18 protein-coding genes are annotated in these 21,415 nt (G+C 58.5%); 8 read left to right on the forward strand and 10 right to left on the reverse strand.

The genetic code is table 11. The annotated features are described in order from the left end of the window. Nucleotides 1–76: 76 nt before the first annotated feature. From purB to ACMXYH_RS11305, 5 genes are all read right to left on the reverse strand, one after another. Nucleotides 77–1,447: an adenylosuccinate lyase gene (purB, locus tag ACMXYH_RS11285; protein WP_415767102.1), complete on the reverse strand. Its 1,371-nt coding sequence runs from the start codon at nt 1,445–1,447 to the stop codon at nt 77–79. A 126-nt stretch (nt 1,448–1,573) separates the two neighbouring features. Continuing rightward, nucleotides 1,574–2,197 carry a high frequency lysogenization protein HflD gene (hflD, locus tag ACMXYH_RS11290; RefSeq protein WP_033057057.1) on the reverse strand — a complete coding sequence of 208 codons (624 nt, stop codon included), beginning with the start codon at nt 2,195–2,197 and terminating at the stop codon, nt 1,574–1,576. After that, nucleotides 2,194–3,339, reverse strand: coding sequence for a tRNA 2-thiouridine(34) synthase MnmA (mnmA, locus tag ACMXYH_RS11295; RefSeq protein ID WP_008146022.1), 1,146 nt, complete (start codon nt 3,337–3,339; stop codon nt 2,194–2,196). The genes hflD and mnmA overlap by 4 nt, the downstream gene beginning before the upstream one ends. Nucleotides 3,340–3,398: 59 nt before the next feature. Next, nucleotides 3,399–3,845, reverse strand: coding sequence for an NUDIX hydrolase (locus ACMXYH_RS11300; RefSeq protein WP_129436907.1), 447 nt, complete (start codon nt 3,843–3,845; stop codon nt 3,399–3,401). 215 nt (nt 3,846–4,060) lie between these two features. Next, a complete protein-coding gene (locus tag ACMXYH_RS11305; RefSeq protein WP_415767103.1) occupies nt 4,061–6,286 on the reverse strand; it encodes an NADP-dependent isocitrate dehydrogenase in 2,226 nt (741 codons plus the stop codon). A 496-nt stretch (nt 6,287–6,782) separates the two neighbouring features. On the opposite strand from ACMXYH_RS11305, the gene icd reads away from it, so the two are divergent. Then, nucleotides 6,783–8,039 carry an NADP-dependent isocitrate dehydrogenase gene (gene icd, locus ACMXYH_RS11310; protein ID WP_415767104.1) on the forward strand — a complete coding sequence of 419 codons (1,257 nt, stop codon included), beginning with the start codon at nt 6,783–6,785 and terminating at the stop codon, nt 8,037–8,039. A 61-nt stretch (nt 8,040–8,100) separates the two neighbouring features. Here icd and ACMXYH_RS11315 read toward each other — a convergent pair whose 3' ends face one another. Next, nucleotides 8,101–8,379 carry a cold shock domain-containing protein gene (locus tag ACMXYH_RS11315; protein WP_129436904.1) on the reverse strand — a complete coding sequence of 93 codons (279 nt, stop codon included), beginning with the start codon at nt 8,377–8,379 and terminating at the stop codon, nt 8,101–8,103. Between the two features lie 225 nt (nt 8,380–8,604). On the opposite strand from ACMXYH_RS11315, the gene clpS reads away from it, so the two are divergent. From clpS to ACMXYH_RS11330, 3 genes are all read left to right on the forward strand, one after another. Further along, entirely contained in the window at nt 8,605–8,967 is a 363-nt protein-coding gene (clpS, locus tag ACMXYH_RS11320) for an ATP-dependent Clp protease adapter ClpS (protein ID WP_046032480.1), read from the forward strand. A 30-nt stretch (nt 8,968–8,997) separates the two neighbouring features. Next, entirely contained in the window at nt 8,998–11,268 is a 2,271-nt protein-coding gene (gene clpA, locus ACMXYH_RS11325) for an ATP-dependent Clp protease ATP-binding subunit ClpA (protein ID WP_095129000.1), read from the forward strand. A gap of 376 nt (nt 11,269–11,644) precedes the next feature. Next, complete coding sequence (locus ACMXYH_RS11330) at nt 11,645–12,670, forward strand: IS110 family transposase (RefSeq protein ID WP_415764593.1); 1,026 nt, start codon at nt 11,645–11,647, stop codon at nt 12,668–12,670. A gap of 681 nt (nt 12,671–13,351) precedes the next feature. Here ACMXYH_RS11330 and infA read toward each other — a convergent pair. The 4 genes from infA to trxB form a co-directional block, all read right to left on the reverse strand. Next, nucleotides 13,352–13,570, reverse strand: coding sequence for a translation initiation factor IF-1 (infA, locus tag ACMXYH_RS11335; RefSeq protein ID WP_002553999.1), 219 nt, complete (start codon nt 13,568–13,570; stop codon nt 13,352–13,354). A 111-nt stretch (nt 13,571–13,681) separates the two neighbouring features. Further along, nucleotides 13,682–14,389, reverse strand: coding sequence for an arginyltransferase (locus tag ACMXYH_RS11340; RefSeq protein WP_347805477.1), 708 nt, complete (start codon nt 14,387–14,389; stop codon nt 13,682–13,684). Between the two features lie 56 nt (nt 14,390–14,445). Continuing rightward, nucleotides 14,446–15,126, reverse strand: a complete 681-nt coding sequence (gene aat, locus ACMXYH_RS11345; RefSeq protein WP_415767105.1) for a leucyl/phenylalanyl-tRNA--protein transferase — start codon at nt 15,124–15,126, stop codon at nt 14,446–14,448. 64 nt (nt 15,127–15,190) lie between these two features. Continuing rightward, on the reverse strand, nt 15,191–16,150 hold the full coding sequence (gene trxB, locus ACMXYH_RS11350; RefSeq protein ID WP_415767106.1) for a thioredoxin-disulfide reductase: 960 nt from the start codon (nt 16,148–16,150) through the stop codon (nt 15,191–15,193). Between the two features lie 295 nt (nt 16,151–16,445). On the opposite strand from trxB, the gene ACMXYH_RS11355 reads away from it, so the two are divergent. The 4 genes from ACMXYH_RS11355 (at nt 16,446) to crcB (ending at nt 21,405) form a co-directional block, all read left to right on the forward strand. Next, nucleotides 16,446–18,848, forward strand: a complete 2,403-nt coding sequence (locus tag ACMXYH_RS11355) for a DNA translocase FtsK (protein ID WP_415767107.1) — start codon at nt 16,446–16,448, stop codon at nt 18,846–18,848. A gap of 65 nt (nt 18,849–18,913) precedes the next feature. Then, a complete protein-coding gene (lolA, locus tag ACMXYH_RS11360; protein WP_223430568.1) occupies nt 18,914–19,537 on the forward strand; it encodes an outer membrane lipoprotein chaperone LolA in 624 nt (207 codons plus the stop codon). Nucleotides 19,538–19,708: 171 nt separating this feature from the next. Then, a complete protein-coding gene (locus ACMXYH_RS11365; protein ID WP_223449308.1) occupies nt 19,709–21,031 on the forward strand; it encodes a replication-associated recombination protein A in 1,323 nt (440 codons plus the stop codon). After that, the gene (gene crcB, locus ACMXYH_RS11370; protein ID WP_008154847.1) at nt 21,031–21,405 is read left to right on the forward strand and encodes a fluoride efflux transporter CrcB; all 375 of its coding nucleotides are present in this window, start codon (nt 21,031–21,033) and stop codon (nt 21,403–21,405) included. The genes ACMXYH_RS11365 and crcB overlap by 1 nt, the downstream gene beginning before the upstream one ends. The last annotated feature ends 10 nt before the right edge of the window (nt 21,406–21,415 follow it).

Here is a 21,415-nt window from a genome sequence, read left to right on the forward strand (position 1 = left end):
TTGAAAAAAAGCACTTTTCAGACGGGAATAAAAACGCCCGGCGCTGCCGGGCGTCTCAAAAGGGTGAAGCGGTCGATCAGATGCGTTTGGCTTGCTCTACAGCGTTACCGATGTAGTTCGCCGGGGTGAGCAGTTTCAGCTCGGCCTTGGCGGCGGCTGGCATGTCCAGGCCGTCGATGAAAGTTTGCAGTGCTTCAGGGCTGATGCCCTTGCCACGGGTCAACTCTTTCAGTTTTTCGTACGGGTTTTCGATGTTGTAGCGACGCATCACGGTCTGGATTGGCTCGGCCAATACTTCCCAGCATGCGTCCAGGTCGGCAGCAATCTTCTGAGCGTTGAGCTCGAGTTTGCTGATGCCTTTCAGACTGGCTTCGTACGCGATCACGCTGTGGGCGAAGCCGACACCGAGGTTGCGCAGGACGGTGGAGTCGGTCAGGTCACGCTGCCAGCGGGAGATCGGCAGCTTGCTCGCCAGGTGCTGGAACAGTGCGTTGGCGATGCCCAGGTTGCCTTCGGAGTTCTCGAAGTCGATCGGGTTGACCTTGTGCGGCATGGTCGACGAACCGATTTCGCCAGCGATGGTGCGCTGCTTGAAATAACCCAGGGAGATGTAGCCCCAGATGTCGCGGTCGAAGTCGATCAGGATGGTGTTGAAACGCGCGATCGCGTCGAACAGCTCGGCGATGTAATCGTGCGGTTCGATCTGCGTGGTGTACGGGTTGAAGCCCAGGCCCAGCTCGTCTTCGATGAAGGCGCGGGCGTTTTCTTCCCAGTGGATCTCAGGGTAGGCCGACAGGTGAGCGTTGTAGTTGCCGACAGCGCCGTTGATCTTGCCCAGCAGCGGAACGGCAGCGACTTGAGCGATTTGACGCTCCAGACGGTAAACCACGTTTGCCAGCTCTTTGCCCAGGGTGGTCGGCGAGGCCGGTTGACCGTGGGTGCGCGACAGCATCGGCACGTCAGCGAAACGGATGGCCAGTTCGCGGATGGCTTCGGCGGTCTGGCGCATCAGCGGCAGCATCACGTCATCACGGCCTTCGCGCAGCATCAGGGCGTGGGACAGGTTGTTGATGTCCTCGCTAGTGCAGGCAAAGTGGATGAATTCGCTGACAGCGGCCAGTTCCGGCAGCTTGGCCGCTTGCTCTTTGAGCAGGTATTCGATGGCTTTGACGTCGTGGTTAGTGGTGCGCTCGATCTCTTTGACACGCTCGGCGTGCTCCAGAGCGAAGTTTTCCGCCAGGGTGTTCAGCACAGCGTTGGCTTCGGCGGAGAACGCCGGCACTTCGCTGATGCCAGGGTGAGCGGCCAGGCGCTGGAGCCAGCGCACTTCAACCAGAACGCGAGCACGGATCAGACCGTATTCGCTGAAAATTGGGCGCAGGGCCTGGGTTTTGCCGGCGTAGCGGCCGTCAACAGGGGAAACCGCAGTGAGCGAAGAAAGCTGCATGGGGTGTTCTCGGACAGTCGGGCAACGAAATGGGGCGCGTATCATACATGAAAAAATCCGCCGGTCCGTTGCCAACTGACCAGCGTCTTACGCGTTACAAATTACAAATGGTCTTGCGGACGCGGTTCAGCTGCTGCGCATCAGCGGGTAAAGCTCTTTCAGTAACTTGCGACGGCTGATCACCAGCTGCCAGCGATGACCGCCCAACTGCCGCCACAGGCGTGCCGAACGAATTCCGGCCAGCAACAGGGCGCGGATTTTCGAAGCGTTGCTCGGTTGCTGCAGGTTGCGCATGTCGCCGTGGACCTGAATTCGCTGGCGCAGGGTGCTCAGGGTGTCCTGGTACAGGGCGCCGCACGCCGCAATGACGTTTTCGTGCGCCGGACCGAAGTGCTCAACCTGAGACTGAATCTGCGGCAGACGCTTGCCGATTACGTCCAGCATGTCGTTGCGCTTGGCCAGTTGACGCTCCAGACCGAGCATCGCCAACGCATAGCGCAGCGGTTCGCGCTGAAGGGTGCTTGGGTCGCGTTCCAGGGCGCCGATCAGTGCGCGGTAACCTTCACGCAGATTGATGTCGTCGCCGCCGTAGACTTCCAGGGTGTCTTTGGGGTCGCGAATCAGCAGGCTGCCGAGCATGCAGGTCAGGCCGGCTTCGGCGGTCTGGCCGGTCTTGGCGATCTTGTCGACCAGCACGGCGGCGAGGAACACGCCGCCCAGTGCCGTCAGTTGCTCCTGAGTCGGGCTCATTGCTGCTCGCCTTGAGGAGTGCCTTTGCTGGTCCACGGCTCCGCAACTTCGATCACGCCGCCGCCGAGGCAGATTTCACCGTCGTAGAACACCACGGACTGGCCTGGGGTGACCGCGCGTTGCGGGTCATCGAAGGTCGCGCGGTAGCCGGTGGCGGTTTTTTCCAGCGTGCACGGCTGGTCGCTTTGGCGATAGCGGACTTTGGCGGTCAATCGGCGTGGTTCGCTCAGGTCGATCGGGTTGACCCAATAGATGTCTGAAGCGAGCAGGGCGCGGGAGAACAGATACGGGTGGTCATTGCCTTGGCCAACGATCAATTCGTTGTGCTCCAGGTCTTTGATCAGCACGTACCACGGCTCGTCACTGGCGTCTTTCAGGCCGCCGATGCCCAGGCCCTGGCGCTGGCCGATGGTGTGATACATCAAGCCGTGATGACGGCCGATGACTTCACCTTCGGTGGTCTTGATCTCGCCTGGCTGGGCCGGCAGGTATTGCTTGAGGAAGTCGCTGAAGCGGCGTTCGCCGATAAAGCAGATCCCGGTGGAATCCTTTTTCTTCGCGGTGGCGAGTTCGTGTTTCTCGGCAATCGCGCGGACTTCAGGTTTTTCCAGCTCGCCGACCGGGAACAGGGTCTTGGCGATCTGTTCGCCGCCAACGGCGTGCAGGAAGTAGCTCTGGTCCTTGTTCGGGTCCAGGCCCTTGAGCAGCTCGGTGCGACCATCGATGTCGCGGCGACGCACGTAGTGACCGGTGGCGATCAGGTCGGCACCGAGCATCATGGCGTAATCGAGGAACGCCTTGAACTTGATCTCGCGGTTGCACAGGATGTCCGGGTTCGGCGTGCGACCGGCCTTGTATTCGGCCAGGAAGTGCTCGAACACGTTGTCCCAGTATTCGGCGGCGAAGTTGGCGGTATGCAGTTTTATACCAATCTTGTCGCACACGGCCTGAGCGTCCGCCAGGTCATCCATGGCGGTGCAGTATTCCGTTCCATCGTCTTCTTCCCAGTTCTTCATGAACAGGCCTTCCACCTCATAACCCTGCTCGATCAGCAGGAGAGCGGAAACGGAAGAGTCCACGCCGCCGGACATGCCGACAATGACGCGCTTCTTTTGTGTGTCAGAAGGGGCTGGATCACGCATAGGGATTCAATGAGTGTCTTGAAAAAGGACGCGATTCTAACAGGCCCAAGCCCGCAAGGCTAAAGAGAAGGGCGGATCAGTTCGAGAGCGAAGTGTTGACCGTCCAGATAATCATCAATACAGCGGATGATCAGCTCACTGCGCCAGTTTGCGCGCTGTGCCAGCAGTTCGTCACGCGTCAGCCATTTTGCGCCGACGATGCCGTCGTCCAGTTGATAGTCGGGGTGATGTTTGAGCGGTTTTGCGGTGAAGCAGACCCGCTGATAAGTCACGCCGTTGCTCGGGGCGGTGTAGAGGTAAATGCCCACCACGCCGGTCGGCTCGACGTCCCAGCCGGTTTCTTCGAGGGTTTCGCGTACGGCGGCCTCGATCAGGGTTTCGTCCGGGTCGAGGTGACCGGCGGGCTGGTTGAGTACCGTTCGTCCGTGCTTGGTTTCTTCGACCATCAGGAAGCGGCCGTTGTCTTCGACGATGGTGGCGACGGTGATGTGGGGTAGCCAATCCATAAAGCTTCCTCAAAATTTGAATAGTGGAGCGCGGTCAATGTGGGAGCGGGCTTGCTCGCGAATGCGGTGGGTCAGTCAATTGAGATGTTAAATGATAAACCGCATTCGCGAGCAAGCCCGCTCCCACATTGGTCCAGTGTTCACATTGGAGGTGTGTGAACGCCACAAACAGAAACCCCGGCACAGGGCCGGGGCTTCTTTGCATCCTTACAACCTTAAACCAGCGCAGCGATCGCGGCGTTGAAGGTGTTGCTTGGGCGCATGGCCTTGCTGATCAGCTCGGCATTGGCGTGGTAGTAACCGCCGATGTCCACTGGCTTGCCCTGAACGGCGTTGAGCTCGGCAACGATGGTTGCTTCGTTCTCGGTCAGGGTCTTGGCCAGTTCGCCGAACTGCGCTTGCAGTGCAGTGTCTTCGGTCTGGGCAGCCAGGGCTTGAGCCCAGTACAGCGCCAGGTAGAAGTGGCTGCCGCGGTTGTCGATGTTGCCGACTTTGCGCGATGGCGACTTGTTGTTGTCCAGGAACTGGCCGGTGGCCTGATCCAGGGTCTTGGCCAGCACCAGCGCTTTAGGGTTGTTGTAGGTCACACCCAGGTGCTCAAGGGAAGCGGCCAGGGCCAGGAACTCGCCCAGGGAATCCCAGCGCAGGAAGTTCTCTTCCAGCAGTTGCTGAACGTGCTTCGGTGCCGAACCGCCAGCGCCGGTTTCGAACAGGCCACCGCCGTTCATCAGCGGAACGATCGACAGCATCTTGGCGCTGGTGCCCAGTTCCATGATCGGGAACAGGTCAGTCAGGTAGTCGCGCAGTACGTTGCCGGTCACCGAGATGGTGTCCTTGCCTTCGCGAGTGCGACCCAGGGTGAACGCCATCGCGTCGACTGGCGACATGATGCGGATGTCCAGGCCGGAGGTGTCGTGATCCTTCAGGTAAGCCTGAACTTTCTCGATCACTACACCGTCGTGGGCGCGCATTGGGTCCAGCCAGAATATTGCTGGAGTTGCGCTTGCGCGAGCACGGTTGACGGCCAGTTTGACCCAGTCCTGGATCGGCGCGTCTTTGGTCTGGCACATGCGGAAGATGTCGCCGGCTTCAACCGACTGTTCCAGCAGGGTGCGGCCAGCGCCATCGGAAACCCGAACTACGCCGTTGGACTTGATCTGGAAAGTCTTGTCGTGCGAGCCGTACTCTTCGGCTTTTTTCGCCATCAGGCCAACGTTTGGCACGCTGCCCATGGTGGTTGGATCGAAAGCGCCGTGCAGCTTGCAGTCTTCGATTACCGCCTGGTAGATGGTCGCGTAGCAGCGATCCGGGATCACAGCCTTGGTGTCGTGCAACTGACCGTCAGTGCCCCACATTTTGCCGGAGTCACGGATCATCGCCGGCATCGAGGCGTCGACGATAACGTCGCTCGGCACGTGCAGGTTGGTGATGCCTTTGTCGGAGTTGACCATGGCCAACGACGGACGAACGGCGTAGACCGCCTGGATGTCCGCTTCGATCTGCGCTTGCTGCTCAGCCGGCAGGGCTTTGATGCGCGCGTACAGGTCGCCGATGCCGTTGTTCAGGTTGAAGCCGATCTGTGCCAGCACGTCAGCGTGCTTGGCCAGTGCGTCTTTATAGAACTCGGCAACGATCTGGCCGAACATGATCGGGTCGGAGACCTTCATCATGGTGGCTTTCAGGTGAACCGACAGCAGCACGCCTTTTTGCTTGGCGTCTTCGATCTCGGCAGCGATGAAGCTGCGCAGAGCGTTTTTGCTCATGACCGCGCAATCGAGGATCTCACCGGCTTGCACGGTGGTTTTTTCTTTCAGGACGGTGGTGGTGCCGTCTTGAGCGATCAGTTCGATTTTGACGGCATCAGCGGCGTCGATCAGGGCAGCTTTTTCACTGCCGTAGAAATCGCCGGTGCTCATGTGCGCGACGTGGGACTTGGAGTCCGTAGCCCAGGCGCCCATTTTGTGAGGGTGCTTGCGCGCGTAGTTCTTGACCGACAGCGGTGCACGACGATCGGAGTTGCCTTCGCGCAGAACCGGGTTCACGGCGCTGCCCTTGATCTTGTCGTAACGCGACTTGGCGAGCTTGTCGGCGTCGCTGGTCACGGTTTCCGGGTAGTCAGGTAGTGCGAAGCCCTGGGCTTGCAGTTCCTTGATCGCGGCTTGCAGTTGCGGAACCGAGGCGCTGATGTTCGGCAGCTTGATGATGTTGGCTTCAGGCGTAACGGCCAGGTCGCCCAGTTCGGCGAGGTGGTCGGCTACGGCTTTGTCACCCAATTGCTCGGGGAAGCTGGCCAGAATGCGCCCTGCGAGAGAGATATCGCGGGTTTCCACGGCGATATCAGCGGAGGCGGTGAAGGCCTCTACGATAGGCAACAGAGAATAGGTGGCGAGGGCGGGAGCTTCGTCGGTGAAGGTATAGATGATCTTCGAGCGGGTGGGCATATTCGGATTAACTCTCTCTTCTTTGCTAAAGCGTGCGCAGAAAAACTCGAGGGGCGCCGGGTAAGCGCGTTCGTTCAAAGTCATCCATGAGCCGAATGTCGAGATTTCTTCGCGGTGATGTTGGGTGCATCAGTCGAGCGTCAAGCGGGTGGGCTGCGGTAACAGTCCGGCTTTTTCGGGCCCAAAGCCTCGTAGTAGAAAGGTCGGCCGTCGTGACTCTGTGGTCAGCGGGCGGCATTATACATAGGTAGCTGGCAATCTGCCGATGGTTCATATGCAACGATTGTCGTCCATTGGTCTAAAGGTCGCAGGGGCGAGTGGGGCGTAGAGTCTTGCACCGTGCTTGAGTTTGGCGCTTTTCCCTTTGCTTTCAGGCTTGTACGCCGCGAACTGTGCAGCTTTGCGGCAGATGGTTGGAACATAGGGTTTGCGTGCTGATTTAACTGGGGTACGCTCGAACGAAGCCAGATGTTCAATCCAAACAATGGAGTTCAGCATGGGATACAAGAAGATTCAGGTTCCAGCAGTCGGCGACAAAATCACCGTCAACGCGGACCATTCTCTCAATGTTCCTAACAACCCGATCATCCCCTTCATCGAAGGTGATGGTATTGGCGTTGATATCAGCCCGGTCATGATCAAGGTTGTCGATGCTGCTGTTAAGAAGGCTTACGGCGGCGAGCGCAAAATTTCCTGGATGGAAGTCTACGCCGGGGAGAAAGCGACTCAGGTTTACGATCAGGACACCTGGCTACCCCAGGAAACCCTGGACGCGGTCAAGGATTACGTGGTTTCCATCAAGGGCCCTCTGACCACCCCGGTCGGTGGCGGCATCCGTTCCCTGAACGTGGCCCTGCGTCAGCAACTCGACCTTTATGTCTGCCTGCGCCCTGTGCGCTGGTTCGAAGGCGTGCCTAGCCCGGTCAAGAAGCCAGGCGACGTCGACATGACGATCTTCCGTGAGAACTCGGAAGACATCTACGCCGGTATCGAGTGGAAAGCCGGTTCGCCGGAAGCGACCAAAGTCATCAAGTTCCTTAAAGATGAAATGGGCGTCACCAAGATCCGTTTCGACGAAAACTGCGGTATCGGCATCAAGCCGGTTTCGCTGCAAGGCACCAAGCGTCTGGCGCGAAAAGCTCTGCAGTATGTGGTCGACAATGACCGCGACTCGCTGACTATCGTGCACAAAGGCAACATCATGAAGTTCACCGAAGGTGCCTTCAAGGAATGGGCCTACGAAGTGGCAGCTGAAGAGTTCGGCGCGACCCTGCTCGATGGCGGTCCGTGGATGCAGTTCAAAAACCCGAAAACCGGCAAGAACGTTATCGTCAAAGATGCCATCGCCGACGCCATGCTCCAGCAGATCCTGCTGCGCCCGGCCGAATACGATGTGATCGCGACCCTGAACCTGAACGGCGACTACCTCTCCGACGCCCTGGCGGCGGAAGTGGGCGGTATCGGTATCGCACCGGGTGCCAACCTGTCTGACACCATTGCGATGTTCGAAGCGACCCACGGTACTGCGCCGAAGTACGCTGGCAAGGACCAGGTCAATCCGGGCTCCCTGATCCTGTCCGCAGAGATGATGCTGCGCCACATGGGCTGGACCGAAGCAGCTGATCTGATCATCAAAGGCACCAACGGCGCGATTTCGGCCAGGACCGTGACCTATGACTTCGAACGTCTGATGGAAGGCGCGAAACTGCTGTCTTCGTCTGCGTTCGGTGACGCGCTGATTTCGCATATGTAAGCGAATAGGCATTAAAAAACCGCCTTCGGGCGGTTTTTTTATGACTGGATGACGGGTTGCGTCAATTCGACACTGTTTCCTGTTGGGTGGCAGCGGCCTGTTCGTTCTCGGTCGTGGCAGCCCCAATCTTGACTGCGTGCAGCCCTTTGGGTCCCTGGACGATCTCGAAGCTTACGAGTTGCCCGGCCTTGAGAGTCTTGTATCCGACCATTTCAATGGCCGAATAGTGTGCAAAGAAATCAATAAGATGACCGTCTTCGTCACGGCCTTCTCTGGCGTCGGTGTTAATGAAACCGAATCCCTTGGCATTGTTGAACCATTTCACCTTACCGACTGACATACCCATATCCCTCTGCAACAGACTCCATCACTGGAGTATCATCCAGTTCATCCGCAGTCATTTCCTGGAAATAAGATTGACTCCGCGGACCTTTTTTACCCACTGTGGGCTCTATTGGTTGTAACACCGTTTTCCCGATAGTCAAGCTGACCGGGCAGTCGGAGTTGAAATCGTCCATAGCCGCCCCCACCACTGTATTCGCACAACTGACGAACCTTTCTTTCCATGCATGCAATCAGCCAGATTCGACTAACATTCAATCAGGATCGCCCTGATTCACACGACGACGATTCCGCAGGCATTGCTGTTCAGGAGGCAAAGCCTGCTTTACAGGCGCCGCCGATGTACAAGGTGGTTTTGTTCAATGATGACTACACACCGATGGATTTCGTCGTCGAAGTGCTCGAGGTGTTTTTTAACCTGAATCGCGAGCTGGCGACCAAGGTCATGCTGGCCGTCCACACAGAAGGACGGGCAGTATGTGGAGTGTTTACCCGCGACATCGCCGAGACTAAGGCCATGCAGGTCAACCAGTACGCCAGGGAAAGCCAGCATCCGCTACTCTGTGAAATCGAGAAGGACGGTTAATCGCCGACCACTTGGGTATGAGGTGAAGCTATGTTAAACCGCGAGCTCGAAGTCACCCTCAATCTTGCCTTCAAGGAGGCCCGATCGAAGCGTCATGAATTCATGACCGTCGAACACCTCCTTCTGGCCCTATTGGACAATGAGGCTGCCGCCACCGTTTTGCGTGCCTGCGGCGCAAACCTCGACAAACTCAAGCACGATCTGCAGGAGTTCATCGACTCCACCACGCCATTGATCCCCGTTCATGACGAGGATCGTGAGACCCAGCCAACCCTGGGCTTCCAGCGTGTGCTGCAACGTGCTGTCTTTCACGTACAGAGCTCGGGCAAACGCGAAGTGACTGGCGCCAACGTACTGGTCGCAATCTTCAGTGAGCAAGAGAGTCAGGCCGTGTTCCTGCTGAAACAGCAGAGCGTTGCGCGCATCGATGTCGTCAACTACATCGCACACGGCATTTCCAAAGTGCCGGGGCATGGCGATCACTCTGAAGGTGAACAAGATATGCAGGACGACGAGGGCGGTGAGTCTTCTTCTTCAGGCAATCCTCTGGATGCTTATGCCAGCAACCTCAACGAACTCGCGCGCCAGGGTCGTATCGATCCATTGGTAGGCCGTGAGCTGGAAGTCGAGCGCGTTGCGCAGATCCTGGCGCGTCGTCGCAAAAACAATCCGTTGCTGGTGGGCGAGGCAGGCGTGGGTAAAACCGCGATTGCCGAAGGCCTGGCCAAACGCATTGTCGACAACCAGGTGCCGGACTTGCTGGCCAACAGCGTGGTGTATTCCCTCGATCTGGGGGCTTTGCTGGCCGGGACCAAATACCGCGGCGATTTCGAGAAGCGCTTCAAGGCGTTGCTCAATGAGCTGAAAAAACGTCCGCAGGCGATCCTGTTCATCGACGAAATCCACACCATCATTGGTGCGGGTGCTGCGTCCGGTGGGGTCATGGATGCCTCGAATCTGCTCAAGCCGCTGCTGTCGTCGGGTGATATCCGTTGCATCGGCTCGACCACGTTCCAGGAATTCCGCGGGATCTTCGAGAAGGACCGTGCATTGGCCCGGCGCTTCCAGAAGGTCGATGTGTCGGAGCCTTCGGTGGAAGACACCATTGGCATTCTGCGCGGCCTGAAAGGTCGTTTCGAAGCGCACCACAACATCGAATACAGCGATGAAGCGTTGCGTGCGGCGGCCGAACTGGCCTCGCGCTACATCAATGACCGGCACATGCCGGACAAAGCCATTGACGTCATCGACGAGGCAGGCGCCTACCAGCGTCTGCAGCCAATCGAGAAACGCGTGAAACGCATCGAAGTGCCTCAGGTCGAGGACATCGTCGCGAAAATCGCGCGAATTCCGCCTAAGCACGTCACCAGCTCCGACAAAGAGCTGCTGCGTAACCTTGAGCGTGACCTGAAGCTGACGGTATTTGGCCAGGATGCCGCAATCGACTCACTGTCGACCGCGATCAAACTGTCCCGTGCCGGCCTCAAGTCGCCTGACAAGCCAGTCGGTTCGTTCCTGTTCGCAGGGCCTACCGGTGTCGGTAAAACCGAAGCGGCGCGTCAGCTGGCCAAAGCGTTGGGCATCGAACTGGTTCGCTTCGACATGTCCGAGTACATGGAGCGCCACACCGTATCGCGTCTGATCGGTGCGCCTCCAGGCTATGTCGGGTTCGACCAGGGAGGTCTGCTGACCGAAGCCATCACCAAGCAGCCTCACTGCGTGCTGTTGCTCGATGAAATCGAGAAGGCGCATCCGGAAGTCTTCAACCTGCTGCTGCAGGTCATGGACCATGGTACGCTGACCGATAACAACGGGCGCAAGGCGGACTTCCGTAACGTGATCGTCATCATGACGACCAACGCCGGTGCCGAAACGGCCGCTCGCGCTTCGATCGGTTTCACCCATCAGGACCATTCGTCCGATGCGATGGAAGTGATCAAGAAGAGCTTCACGCCAGAGTTCCGCAACCGTCTGGACACCATTATCCAGTTTGGTCGCCTCAGCCATGAGGTCATCAAAAGCGTGGTGGACAAGTTCCTTACCGAGCTTCAGGCGCAGCTGGAAGACAAGCGCGTGCAGCTGGAAGTGACGGACGCGGCGCGCAGCTGGCTTGCAGCGGGTGGCTACGACACGGCAATGGGCGCTCGACCAATGGCGCGTTTGATTCAGGACAAGATCAAGCGTCCGCTGGCGGAAGAGATTCTCTTTGGCGAACTGGCCGACCATGGTGGTGTGGTTCACATCGATCTCAAGGACGGCGAGCTGACCTTCGACTTCGAGACCACAGCTGAAATGGCCTGACGGCTGTAAAGCGAAAAGGCGCCTTCGGGCGCCTTTTTTATGCTTGAGATTTAGGTGTATATCCGTTGCTGCGGTAACGGCTACTTAGGGTTTCGCCCTGGGGGCATCGCCTCCGGTTGGCTTCGCTTCAACCTCCTCTCGATGTGTTCGACTGCGTCGAACGGCGCTGCGCGCCTGCCCCCCAGATGAATACCTCCACTCAGCCTCCCGATATAGGGCGGGCAAAGCAAGATCAAGAGCTGCAGGCGAGCTAACGCTCGGCGTGTTGAGTGGTGGAGGGCGGGTGTACACCCATCCCCTAATGAAATGGCTACCCCCGCCGCCGCCCGTGATCGCCCACTAAGCTTTCACAGGGGGCTCATCGGAGACCGTTGCCATGAAAGTAGCTATTGCCGCCATCGACTTAGGAAAACGTACCTTCCATCTGCATGCACAAGATGAGCGCGGGAATGAGCTCTACCGCAAAAAATTCACTCGAATGACGCTCATCCAACATCTGGCGAATCTCGAACCCTGCACCGTCGTGATGGAAGCCTGTGGCGGCGCCCACTTCATGGCACAACAGGTCGCCAAGCTGGGCCATACGCCCAAGCTCATCGCCCCTCATCTCGTGCGTCCTTACGTGAAAAGCAACAAGAACGACTTCGCCGATGCCGAGGCGATCTGCGAGGCGGCGACTCGCCCCACCATGCGCTTTGTGCCGCCCAAAACCCAGGCCCAACAGGCGCTGGCCATGCTCAACTCCACCCGCGATGCGTTCATCAAAGACCGCACCGCAACCGTCAATCGGATTCACGCCGCCCTTCTGGAGGTTGGCGTCAGCCTGGCCCCCGGCTTCAAGTCGATCAATGAACTGCCGGGGCTGCTTGAGACGAGTTCATTCTCTGAGGCCATCAAACTAAATCTGACGATGCTGCATGAGCACTTCAACTACCTGACTGAGCGGATCAAGACACTGGATAAGCGAGTGCAATGCCAGGCCGCTGAAGATGATCTGGCATCGCGCTTGATGACAATACCGTGCTTAGGCCCGATCACCTCCACCGTCCTGGCTGCCGAGTTGGGCGATGGCAAACAATTCAAATGCGGCCGAGGCTATTCAGCCTCCATCGGGCTGGTGCCCAAACAGCATTCCACGGGCGACAAGACCGTCCTGTTGGGCATCAGCAAGCGCGGTGATCGAAACCAGAGGCGCCTGCTCATCCAGTGCGCCCGTGTCTACCTGATCCAGCTGGAGCGACAGAAAGGCGCTTTGGCGGACTGGGTCCGCCAGTTATTAGCGTCCCACCATCACTCCAATCTCGTGGTCTGTGCGCTGGCCAACAAGCTGGCGAGGATCGCCTGGGCAATCGCAGCACACCACACTGAATTCGATGCAGGGCCAGCCAAGATGAACGCCTGACCCTGCTGTCACCCGAGCACCACCCACCTGGTTTTGCGATGCTGGATAACAGATGACGTGAACGGCCAACCGGCCTGACGACAACCCTGAGCTCCTACACGGCTGAAAGGCCGTTCCACTAATTAGGATCGTCGGGCATCGATTCTCATCGAGGCGCGGGGACCACAACCCCCACTCAGACGCCGGATAGATGAAAGCAAGCCAAACACGCATCAAAAACAGTATTGCAGAAAAGGGGGTAACCATAGATGTAGGAGCTGTCGAGTGAAACGAGGCTGCGATCTTTTGATCTTGCTGTGGCTGTGGCTTTAGATCTTGATTCTGCTTTTGATCTCTCGCCCCTTCGGCAGGCCGAGCGTAGGTGTTCATCAGGGGATTAGGCGCGTAGCGCCGTTCGGCGAAGCCGAACACATCGAGAGGAGGTCGTCGCGAAGCAGACCGGAGGCGATGCCCCCTGATGGATACCGTAGCGAGGGAACGCGGAGCTTTAGCGAGGCGCCGTACGCCGGGGCGAAGCCTTTTGCTTACTTTTCGGCGTCTGGAAAAGTGAGTCGCTGTAAGAGCGAAACCGCCAGAAGCCCTAACCGCAGCAACGGATATACACCATAAACTAAAGAGCCCCACCAAATCGCAGACAAACAAAAACGCCCGGCATAAACCGGGCGTTTTGTATTGACTTGATTAGCGAGCGCGGTAAGTGATGCGCCCTTTGCTCAAGTCATAGGGCGTCAGCTCGACGCGCACTTTGTCGCCGGTAAGAATACGAATGTAGTTCTTGCGCATCTTGCCGGAGATATGCGCGGTTACGACGTGCCCATTTTCCAACTCCACACGAAACATGGTGTTGGGCAGGGTGTCGACGACAGTGCCTTCCATTTCGAAGCTGTCTTCTTTCGACATGCAGTAAAGCCCTCGGTGTCCAATGAATGGCCCGGTGCAACTGCGCCAGGCAAAAGCGGCGTGCATTGTGCCCGAAAAATGGGGTTTAAGCCAAGGGGTTTACGGCTTGCTCTAGTTCAGGATGACCCAGCGCTGATTAATCAGCAGTTCGATAGGGCGATATTGAGTCTTGTAACTCATCTTTTTGCAGTTTTTGATCCAGTAGCCCAGATAGACGGCTTCCAGCCCCAGACGCTGAGCCTCGGCGATTTGCCAGAGAATCGCATAACGCCCCAGGCTGCGGCGTTCTTCAGCGGGCTCGTAGAAGGTGTAGACCGCCGACAGACCGTTCGGCAGCAAGTCGGTGACGGCCACCGCTACCAGTCGTCCTTCGAGGCGGAATTCGTAGAATCGGGAAAACGGCAGGTCACGTACCAGGAACGTCGCAAACTGATCGCGACTCGGCGGGTACATATCGCCATCGGCGTGACGCTGTTCGATATACCGCTGATAAAGGTCGAAATACTCTTCGCTGAATAGCGGCCTGGCAGGGCGCACCTGCAGGTCGACGTTGCGTTTGAAGATGCGTTTCTGCTGGCGGTTGGGCGAAAATTGCGCCACAGGGATGCGCGCCGGTACGCACGCATTGCAATTCTGGCAATGAGGCCGGTAAAGATGATCGCCGCTACGACGGAAACCCATTTCAGACAGGTCTGCATAGACATGCACATCCATGGGCTGACTAGGGTCGAGGAACAAGGTCGTGGCCTGCTCCTCGGGCAGATAACTGCAAGAGTGGGGCTGAGTGGCATAGAACTTCAAACGCGCCAACTCGGTCATGATCAACCCTCGGGATAAGCTTTTGATTAAGTGTAAGCCACTCGCGTAAAAGTCGCTCAGCAAACCCAGGCGGCGCTGTCCGGCTGATCCAGATGCTGCGCAAGGTAGTCGGCAAACTCGCTGCGAGGAATCGCTCGGGCGCCGAGGCTGTGCAGATGGTCGGTAGGCATCTGGCAGTCGATCAGCACGAAGCCTGAGTCTTTCAGATGTCGGACCAGTGTGGCAAAGCCATATTTCGAGGCGTTGTCAGCGCGGCTGAACATGGATTCGCCGAAAAACAGCTGACCCATCGCCAGGCCATAGAGCCCGCCGACCAGTTCGCCCTGGTCCCAGACTTCCACCGAATGGGCGTAGCCACGCCTGTGCAGCTCGAGGTAGGCGTTTTGCATGGCTTCTGTGATCCAGGTCCCGTCGGCGTAATCCCGTGGCGCGGCGCAGGCGTGGATGACCGCGGCAAAATCCTGATCAAAGGTCACCTGATAGCGTTGCTGGCGCAGAAGTTTGTTCAGGCTGCGCGAGACATGCAGTTCGTCGGGAAACAGTACGGTGCGTGGATCCGGCGACCACCAGAGAATCGGCTGGCCTTCCGAGAACCACGGAAAACAGCCGTGGCGATAGGCCTGAATCAGACGATCGGCGGACAGATCCCCGCCCGCGGCCAACAGCCCGTTGGGATCGCGCATGGCTTTTTCCAGGGGCGGGAAGGTCAGGGTGTTGCGTTGTAACCAAGTCAGCATGGCATCCGGGCTTGCAGAAGGGGAGGGCAGTTGTGGGCGGGTGGGCCCACCGTGAAGTGTGCCGTCAAACGACTGGAATGTCGTCGAGATACTTCTCGGCGTCCAGCGCGGCCATGCAGCCGGCCCCGGCAGATGTGACGGCCTGGCGGTAAACGTGATCGGCCACGTCACCGGCGGCAAACACGCCCGGGATATCGGTGCTGGTAGCATTGCCTTCGCTGCCGCCCTTGACCAGCAGATAGCCGTCACGCATTTTCAGCTGGCCTTCGAACAGGTCGGTGTTGGGTTTATGGCCGATGGCGATAAACACACCGGCCAGCGGCAACTCTCTGGTTTCGCCGCTATGGCTGTCCCGCAGGCGGGCGCCGGTCACGCCGCTGGCATCACCCAGCACTTCATCCAGATTCTGGTTCCAGTGCAGGCGGATATTGCCGTTGGCGGCTTTTTCGAAGAGCTTGTCCTGAAGAATCTTCTCCGAGCGCAACTTGTCGCGCCGGTGAATCAGGTGAACCTCCTTGGCGATGTTCGACAGGTACAGCGCTTCTTCAACCGCCGTATTGCCGCCGCCCACGACCGCGACCACCTGATTGCGGTAGAAGAAACCGTCGCACGTCGCGCAAGCCGAAACCCCTCTGCCGGCAAATGTCTCTTCCGATGGCAGCCCCAGGTATTGCGCCGAGGCGCCGGTGGCGATAATCAGCGCGTCACAGGTGTAAGTGCCGCCGTCGCCGATAAGTTCGAACGGGCGCTGTTGCAACTTGGCGGTGTGGATGTGGTCGTAGACGATCTCTGTATGAAAGCGCTCGGCGTGTTTTTGCATGCGTTCCATCAGCACCGGTCCGGTGAGACCTTCGACATCACCGGGCCAGTTGTCGACTTCGACGGTGGTGGTGAGCTGGCCACCTGCCTGTATTCCGGTAATGACAACGGGTTTGAGGTTGGCGCGGGCGGCATAAACGGCAGCGCTGTAACCGGCGGGGCCGGAACCCAGAATGATCAGGCGGGAATGCTTCGCTTCGCTCATAAAAACACCTCATAAGCCTTTGTCACAAAAGAGAATGCATGCTCAAATTGAACCGCGCGTAATGTGCTGTTGGCTATGCTACACCTTGGGTTTCAAGCATGGCATCGGACGAACAAACCCGTACAATGCCTACTTGTTACAGAATATTCGCGGCGCGCCGTGTTTATAAAAACCGGAGCGTAGTGTTAAAAGTAGTCCCAGTTACGCCTGTCAACTTTTTTACCTGCCTGGGTTGGGCAATTTTTTATAGTCATTCAACAGATGGACGCGCCACAGGCGCAGGAAAAGAAGCGTTTTGAAGAAATCCACCGCAGCACCAAAAACAGTCGTTCCGCTCTGGCGCCAGCAATTGCACTACCGGCTCAAGGAAGGTGCATTGATCGCCATCGGCGGCTTGTGCCTGTTCCTGATGATGGCCTTGTTGACCTATGGCAAGGACGATCCGGGCTGGAGCCATAACAGCAAGATCGACGATGTTCAGAACTTCGGCGGACCGGTCGGCTCCTACAGCGCCGATATCCTGTTCATGGTGTTGGGTTACTTCGCCTACATCTTCCCGCTGTTGCTGGCGATCAAGGCATATCAAATCTTCCGTCAACGCCACGAGCAGTGGGAGTGGAGCGGCTGGCTGTTCTCCTGGCGCCTGATCGGCCTGGTATTTCTGGTGCTCTCGGGCGCGGCCCTGGCCCATATTCATTTCCACGCCGCGACCGGTCTGCCGGCCGGCGCTGGTGGCGCTTTGGGCGAAAGCCTCGGTGATCTGGCCCGGAACGCCCTGAATATCCAGGGCAGTACGCTGTTGTTCATCGCGTTGTTCCTGTTTGGCCTGACGGTGTTCACCGACCTGTCGTGGTTCAAGGTGATGGACCTCACCGGCAAAATCACCCTCGACTTGTTCGAACTGTTCCAGGGCGCGGCCAATCGCTGGTGGGCCGCCCGTGTCGAGCGCAAACAAGTGGTTGCGCAGTTGCGTGAAGTCGATGATCGCGTGCATGACGTGGTCGCGCCGACCGTCACCGACAAGCGCGAGCAAGCCAAGGTCAAGGAGCGCCTGATCGAGCGTGAACAAGCCCTGAGCAAACACATGTCGGACCGCGAGAAGCAGGTGCCGCCGGTGATTGCCCCCGCGCCGCCCAAGCCAGCGGCGCCCAGCAAGCGCGTGGAAAAAGAGAAACAGGCGCCGTTGTTCGTCGACAGTGCCGTCGAAGGCACCTTGCCGCCGATCTCGATTCTCGACCCGGCAGAAAAGAAACAACTCAATTATTCGCCTGAATCCCTGGCGGCGGTTGGCCACTTGCTGGAGATCAAGCTCAAGGAATTCGGCGTCGAAGTCTCGGTGGATTCGATTCACCCGGGCCCGGTGATTACCCGTTACGAAATCCAGCCGGCGGCCGGCGTCAAGGTCAGCCGCATCTCCAACCTGGCGAAAGACCTGGCACGTTCCCTGGCCGTGACCAGCGTGCGTGTGGTGGAAGTGATTCCGGGCAAGACCACCGTCGGTATCGAGATTCCTAACGAAGACCGCCAGATCGTGCGCTTCTCCGAAGTGCTGTCGACCCCCGAGTACGACAACTTCAAGTCGCCGGTTACATTGGCCCTGGGTCACGACATTGGTGGCAAGCCGGTCATCACCGACCTGGCGAAAATGCCTCACTTGCTGGTAGCCGGTACGACCGGTTCCGGTAAATCGGTGGGCGTGAACGCGATGATCCTGTCGATCCTGTTCAAGTCCGGCCCGGAAGACGCCAAGCTGATCATGATCGACCCGAAAATGCTTGAGCTGTCGATCTACGAAGGCATTCCGCACCTGTTGTGCCCGGTCGTGACCGACATGAAGGACGCCGCCAACGCCCTGCGCTGGAGCGTGGCGGAGATGGAGCGTCGCTACAAACTGATGGCGAAAATGGGCGTGCGTAACCTGTCGGGCTTCAATGCCAAGGTCAAGGAAGCCCAGGACGCCGGTACGCCGTTGACCGATCCGTTGTACAAGCGCGAAAGCATTCACGACGAAGCGCCGCTGCTGACCAAGCTGCCGACGATTGTCGTGGTGGTGGACGAATTCGCCGACATGATGATGATCGTCGGCAAGAAGGTTGAAGAACTGATCGCCCGTATCGCCCAGAAGGCCCGTGCAGCCGGTATCCACTTGATCCTTGCGACCCAGCGGCCGTCGGTTGATGTGATCACCGGTCTGATCAAGGCCAACATTCCGACGCGTATGGCGTTCCAGGTGTCGAGCAAGATCGACTCCCGGACCATCATCGATCAGGGCGGCGCCGAACAACTGCTGGGCCACGGTGACATGCTCTACATGCCGCCGGGCACCAGTCTGCCGATTCGCGTCCACGGTGCCTTTGTGTCCGATGATGAAGTTCACCGCGTGGTCGAAGCCTGGAAACTGCGCGGCGCGCCGGAATACAACGACGAGATTCTCGCCGGTGTCGAAGAGCCGGGTAGCGGTTTTGAAGGCGGCAGCGGTGGCGATGAAGACAGTGAATCCGATGCGCTCTACGACGAAGCGGTGCAGTTCGTACTGGAAAGTCGTCGTGCGTCCATCTCTGCGGTTCAGCGCAAGCTGAAAATCGGCTACAACCGCGCCGCACGCATGATCGAAGCCATGGAAATGGCCGGGGTCGTGACGTCCATGAATACCAACGGTTCGCGTGAGGTCCTGGCTCCGGGCCCGGTACGCGACTGAATTGATTGAAACGCGGTGGCGTAATGACGCGCCATCGCACCCCCACGAATGTTATGAGGACTCCTATGCGTCTTATCCGCATGCTGTTGCTGCCGGTTTTGGCTTTGACCACGCTTTCGGCCCACGCCGATGACAAGGACGTGGCGCGTCTGACCCAATTGCTGGAAAAATCCCAGACCCTGACCGCGCGTTTCTCCCAGCTGACCCTCGACGGCAGCGGCACCCGGTTACAGGAAACCGCGGGTGAAATGTCCTTGCAGCGTCCTGGCTTGTTTTACTGGCACACCAACGCGCCGGCCGAACAAACCATGGTCTCCGACGGCAAGAAGGTGACGTTGTGGGATCCGGACCTGGAGCAGGCCACCATCAAGAACCTCGATCAGCGCCTGACCCAGACCCCGGCGTTGCTGCTGTCCGGTGACGTGTCCAAGATCAGTCAGAGCTTCGACATCAGCGCCAAGGAAGCCGGTGGCGTGATCGACTTCACCTTGAAGCCGAAAACCAAGGACACCCTGTTCGACAGCCTGCGTCTGTCGTTTCGTAACGGTCTGGTCAATGACATGCAGATGATCGACAGCGTCGGTCAGCGCACCAACATCCTGTTCACCGGCGTGAAAGCCAACGAACCGATTCCGGCGTCCAAGTTCAAGTTCGACATCCCCAAGGGTGCCGACGTGATCCAGGAATAAAAGCAGACACAAAACCTGTGGGAGCGGGCTTGCTCGCGAAAGCGGAGTATCAGACAACAATGATGTCGACTGACACGGCCTCTTCGCGAGCAAGCCCGCTCCCACAGGGAATGTGGTGTTTAGTAATTTGAATGACCGGCATCAGGACCCAGTGAGGTTTCAACAGTAGTGATGGACCTGTTTCGCAGTGCCCCGATTGCTCAGCCCCTGGCCGCCCGTTTGCGTGCCGCCAATCTGGACGAGTACGTCGGTCAGGAACACGTGCTCGCTCGCGGCAAGCCTTTGCGCGAAGCCCTGGAGCAGGGTGCCCTGCACTCGATGATTTTCTGGGGCCCGCCGGGTGTGGGAAAAACCACCCTGGCGCGGCTGCTGGCGGAAGTCTCGGATGCGCACTTCGAAACGGTGTCGGCGGTACTGGCCGGCGTGAAGGAAATCCGTCAGGCGGTGGAAATCGCCAAACAGCAGGCCGGTCAGTACGGCAAGCGGACCATCCTCTTCGTCGATGAAGTGCATCGCTTCAACAAGTCCCAGCAGGATGCGTTCCTGCCATACGTCGAAGACGGTACGCTGATTTTCATCGGTGCAACCACTGAAAACCCTTCGTTTGAACTCAACAACGCTTTGCTCTCCCGGGCCCGCGTCTACGTGCTCAAAAGCCTCGATGAAGCGGCCCTGCGCAAGTTGGTGCATCGCGCGCTGACCGAAGAGCGTGGTTTGGGTAAGCGGCAACTGAGCCTCAGTGATGAAGGTTTCCAGATGCTGCTGTCGGCCGCCGATGGCGATGGCCGGCGTCTGCTCAACCTGCTGGAAAACGCCTCGGACCTGGCTGAAGACAACAGCGAGATCGGCGTCGACCTGCTGCAAAGCCTGCTCGGTGACACCCGCCGGCGTTTCGACAAGGGCGGTGAAGCGTTTTACGACCAGATCTCTGCGCTGCATAAATCCGTGCGCGGCTCCAATCCCGACGGTGCACTGTACTGGTTCGCCCGAATGATCGACGGCGGTTGCGATCCGCTGTACCTGGCCCGGCGCGTGGTGCGTATGGCCAGCGAAGACATCGGCAACGCCGATCCCCGCGCCCTGAGCCTGTGCCTGGCGGCATGGGAAGTGCAGGAGCGCCTCGGCAGCCCCGAAGGCGAGTTGGCAGTGGCCCAGGCCATTACCTATCTGGCCTGCGCGCCGAAAAGCAACGCGGTGTACATGGGGTTCAAAGCCGCCATGCGCAGCGCCACCGAACACGGTTCGCTGGAAGTGCCGCTGCACCTGCGCAACGCGCCGACCAAATTGATGAAGCAACTGGGTTATGGCGACGAATACCGTTACGCCCACGATGAGCCGGACGCTTACGCCGCTGGCGAAGACTATTTCCCGGAAGAACTCGAGCCGCAACCGTTCTATCAGCCGGTGCCGCGTGGCCTGGAGCTGAAGATCGGCGAGAAGCTCAATCATCTCGCGCAACTTGACCGTCTCAGCCCTCGGCAGCGGAGAAAATAGTGATCCCTTTGATCGTTGCCGTTTCCGTGGGCGGTATCGCCGGAACGCTTTTACGCTTTGCCACGGGGAACTGGATCAACGCTAATTGGCCGCGGCACTTCTATACCGCGACGCTGGCCGTTAATATCGTCGGCTGTTTGCTGATCGGCGTTCTATACGGTCTGTTTTTAGTACGCCCGGAGGTGCCGATCGAGGTGCGCGCCGGGTTGATGGTCGGCTTCCTCGGGGGGCTGACGACTTTTTCATCTTTTTCACTGGATACGGTGCGTCTGCTGGAAACCGGGCAAATACCGCTGGCTTTTGTCTATGCTGCCATCAGCGTATTCGGCGGGCTGCTCGCTACCTGGGCTGGCCTGTCCTTGACCAAACTTTGATAACGAGAGA

The sequence above is a fragment of the Pseudomonas frigoris genome (assembly GCF_047758635.1).
In the GTDB taxonomy this organism is placed as follows: domain Bacteria; phylum Pseudomonadota; class Gammaproteobacteria; order Pseudomonadales; family Pseudomonadaceae; genus Aquipseudomonas; species Aquipseudomonas frigoris.

Bases quoted from the DNA above. Each gene is read 5' to 3' on its own strand.
- purB (WP_415767102.1), bottom strand. From the start codon at position 1,447: ATGCAGCTTTCTTCGCTCACTGCGGTTTCCCCTGTTGACGGCCGCTAC.
- hflD (WP_033057057.1), bottom strand. From the start codon at position 2,197: ATGAGCCCGACTCAGGAGCAACTGACGGCACTGGGCGGCGTGTTCCTC.
- mnmA (WP_008146022.1), bottom strand. From the start codon at position 3,339: ATGCGTGATCCAGCCCCTTCTGACACACAAAAGAAGCGCGTCATTGTC.
- ACMXYH_RS11300 (WP_129436907.1), bottom strand. From the start codon at position 3,845: ATGGATTGGCTACCCCACATCACCGTCGCCACCATCGTCGAAGACAAC.
- ACMXYH_RS11305 (WP_415767103.1), bottom strand. From the start codon at position 6,286: ATGCCCACCCGCTCGAAGATCATCTATACCTTCACCGACGAAGCTCCC.
- icd (WP_415767104.1), top strand. From the start codon at position 6,783: ATGGGATACAAGAAGATTCAGGTTCCAGCAGTCGGCGACAAAATCACC.
- ACMXYH_RS11315 (WP_129436904.1), bottom strand. From the start codon at position 8,379: ATGTCAGTCGGTAAGGTGAAATGGTTCAACAATGCCAAGGGATTCGGT.
- clpS (WP_046032480.1), top strand. From the start codon at position 8,605: ATGCATGCAATCAGCCAGATTCGACTAACATTCAATCAGGATCGCCCT.
- clpA (WP_095129000.1), top strand. From the start codon at position 8,998: ATGTTAAACCGCGAGCTCGAAGTCACCCTCAATCTTGCCTTCAAGGAG.
- ACMXYH_RS11330 (WP_415764593.1), top strand. From the start codon at position 11,645: ATGAAAGTAGCTATTGCCGCCATCGACTTAGGAAAACGTACCTTCCAT.
- infA (WP_002553999.1), bottom strand. From the start codon at position 13,570: ATGTCGAAAGAAGACAGCTTCGAAATGGAAGGCACTGTCGTCGACACC.
- ACMXYH_RS11340 (WP_347805477.1), bottom strand. From the start codon at position 14,389: ATGACCGAGTTGGCGCGTTTGAAGTTCTATGCCACTCAGCCCCACTCT.
- aat (WP_415767105.1), bottom strand. From the start codon at position 15,126: ATGCTGACTTGGTTACAACGCAACACCCTGACCTTCCCGCCCCTGGAA.
- trxB (WP_415767106.1), bottom strand. From the start codon at position 16,150: ATGAGCGAAGCGAAGCATTCCCGCCTGATCATTCTGGGTTCCGGCCCC.
- lolA (WP_223430568.1), top strand. From the start codon at position 18,914: ATGCGTCTTATCCGCATGCTGTTGCTGCCGGTTTTGGCTTTGACCACG.
- ACMXYH_RS11365 (WP_223449308.1), top strand. From the start codon at position 19,709: ATGGACCTGTTTCGCAGTGCCCCGATTGCTCAGCCCCTGGCCGCCCGT.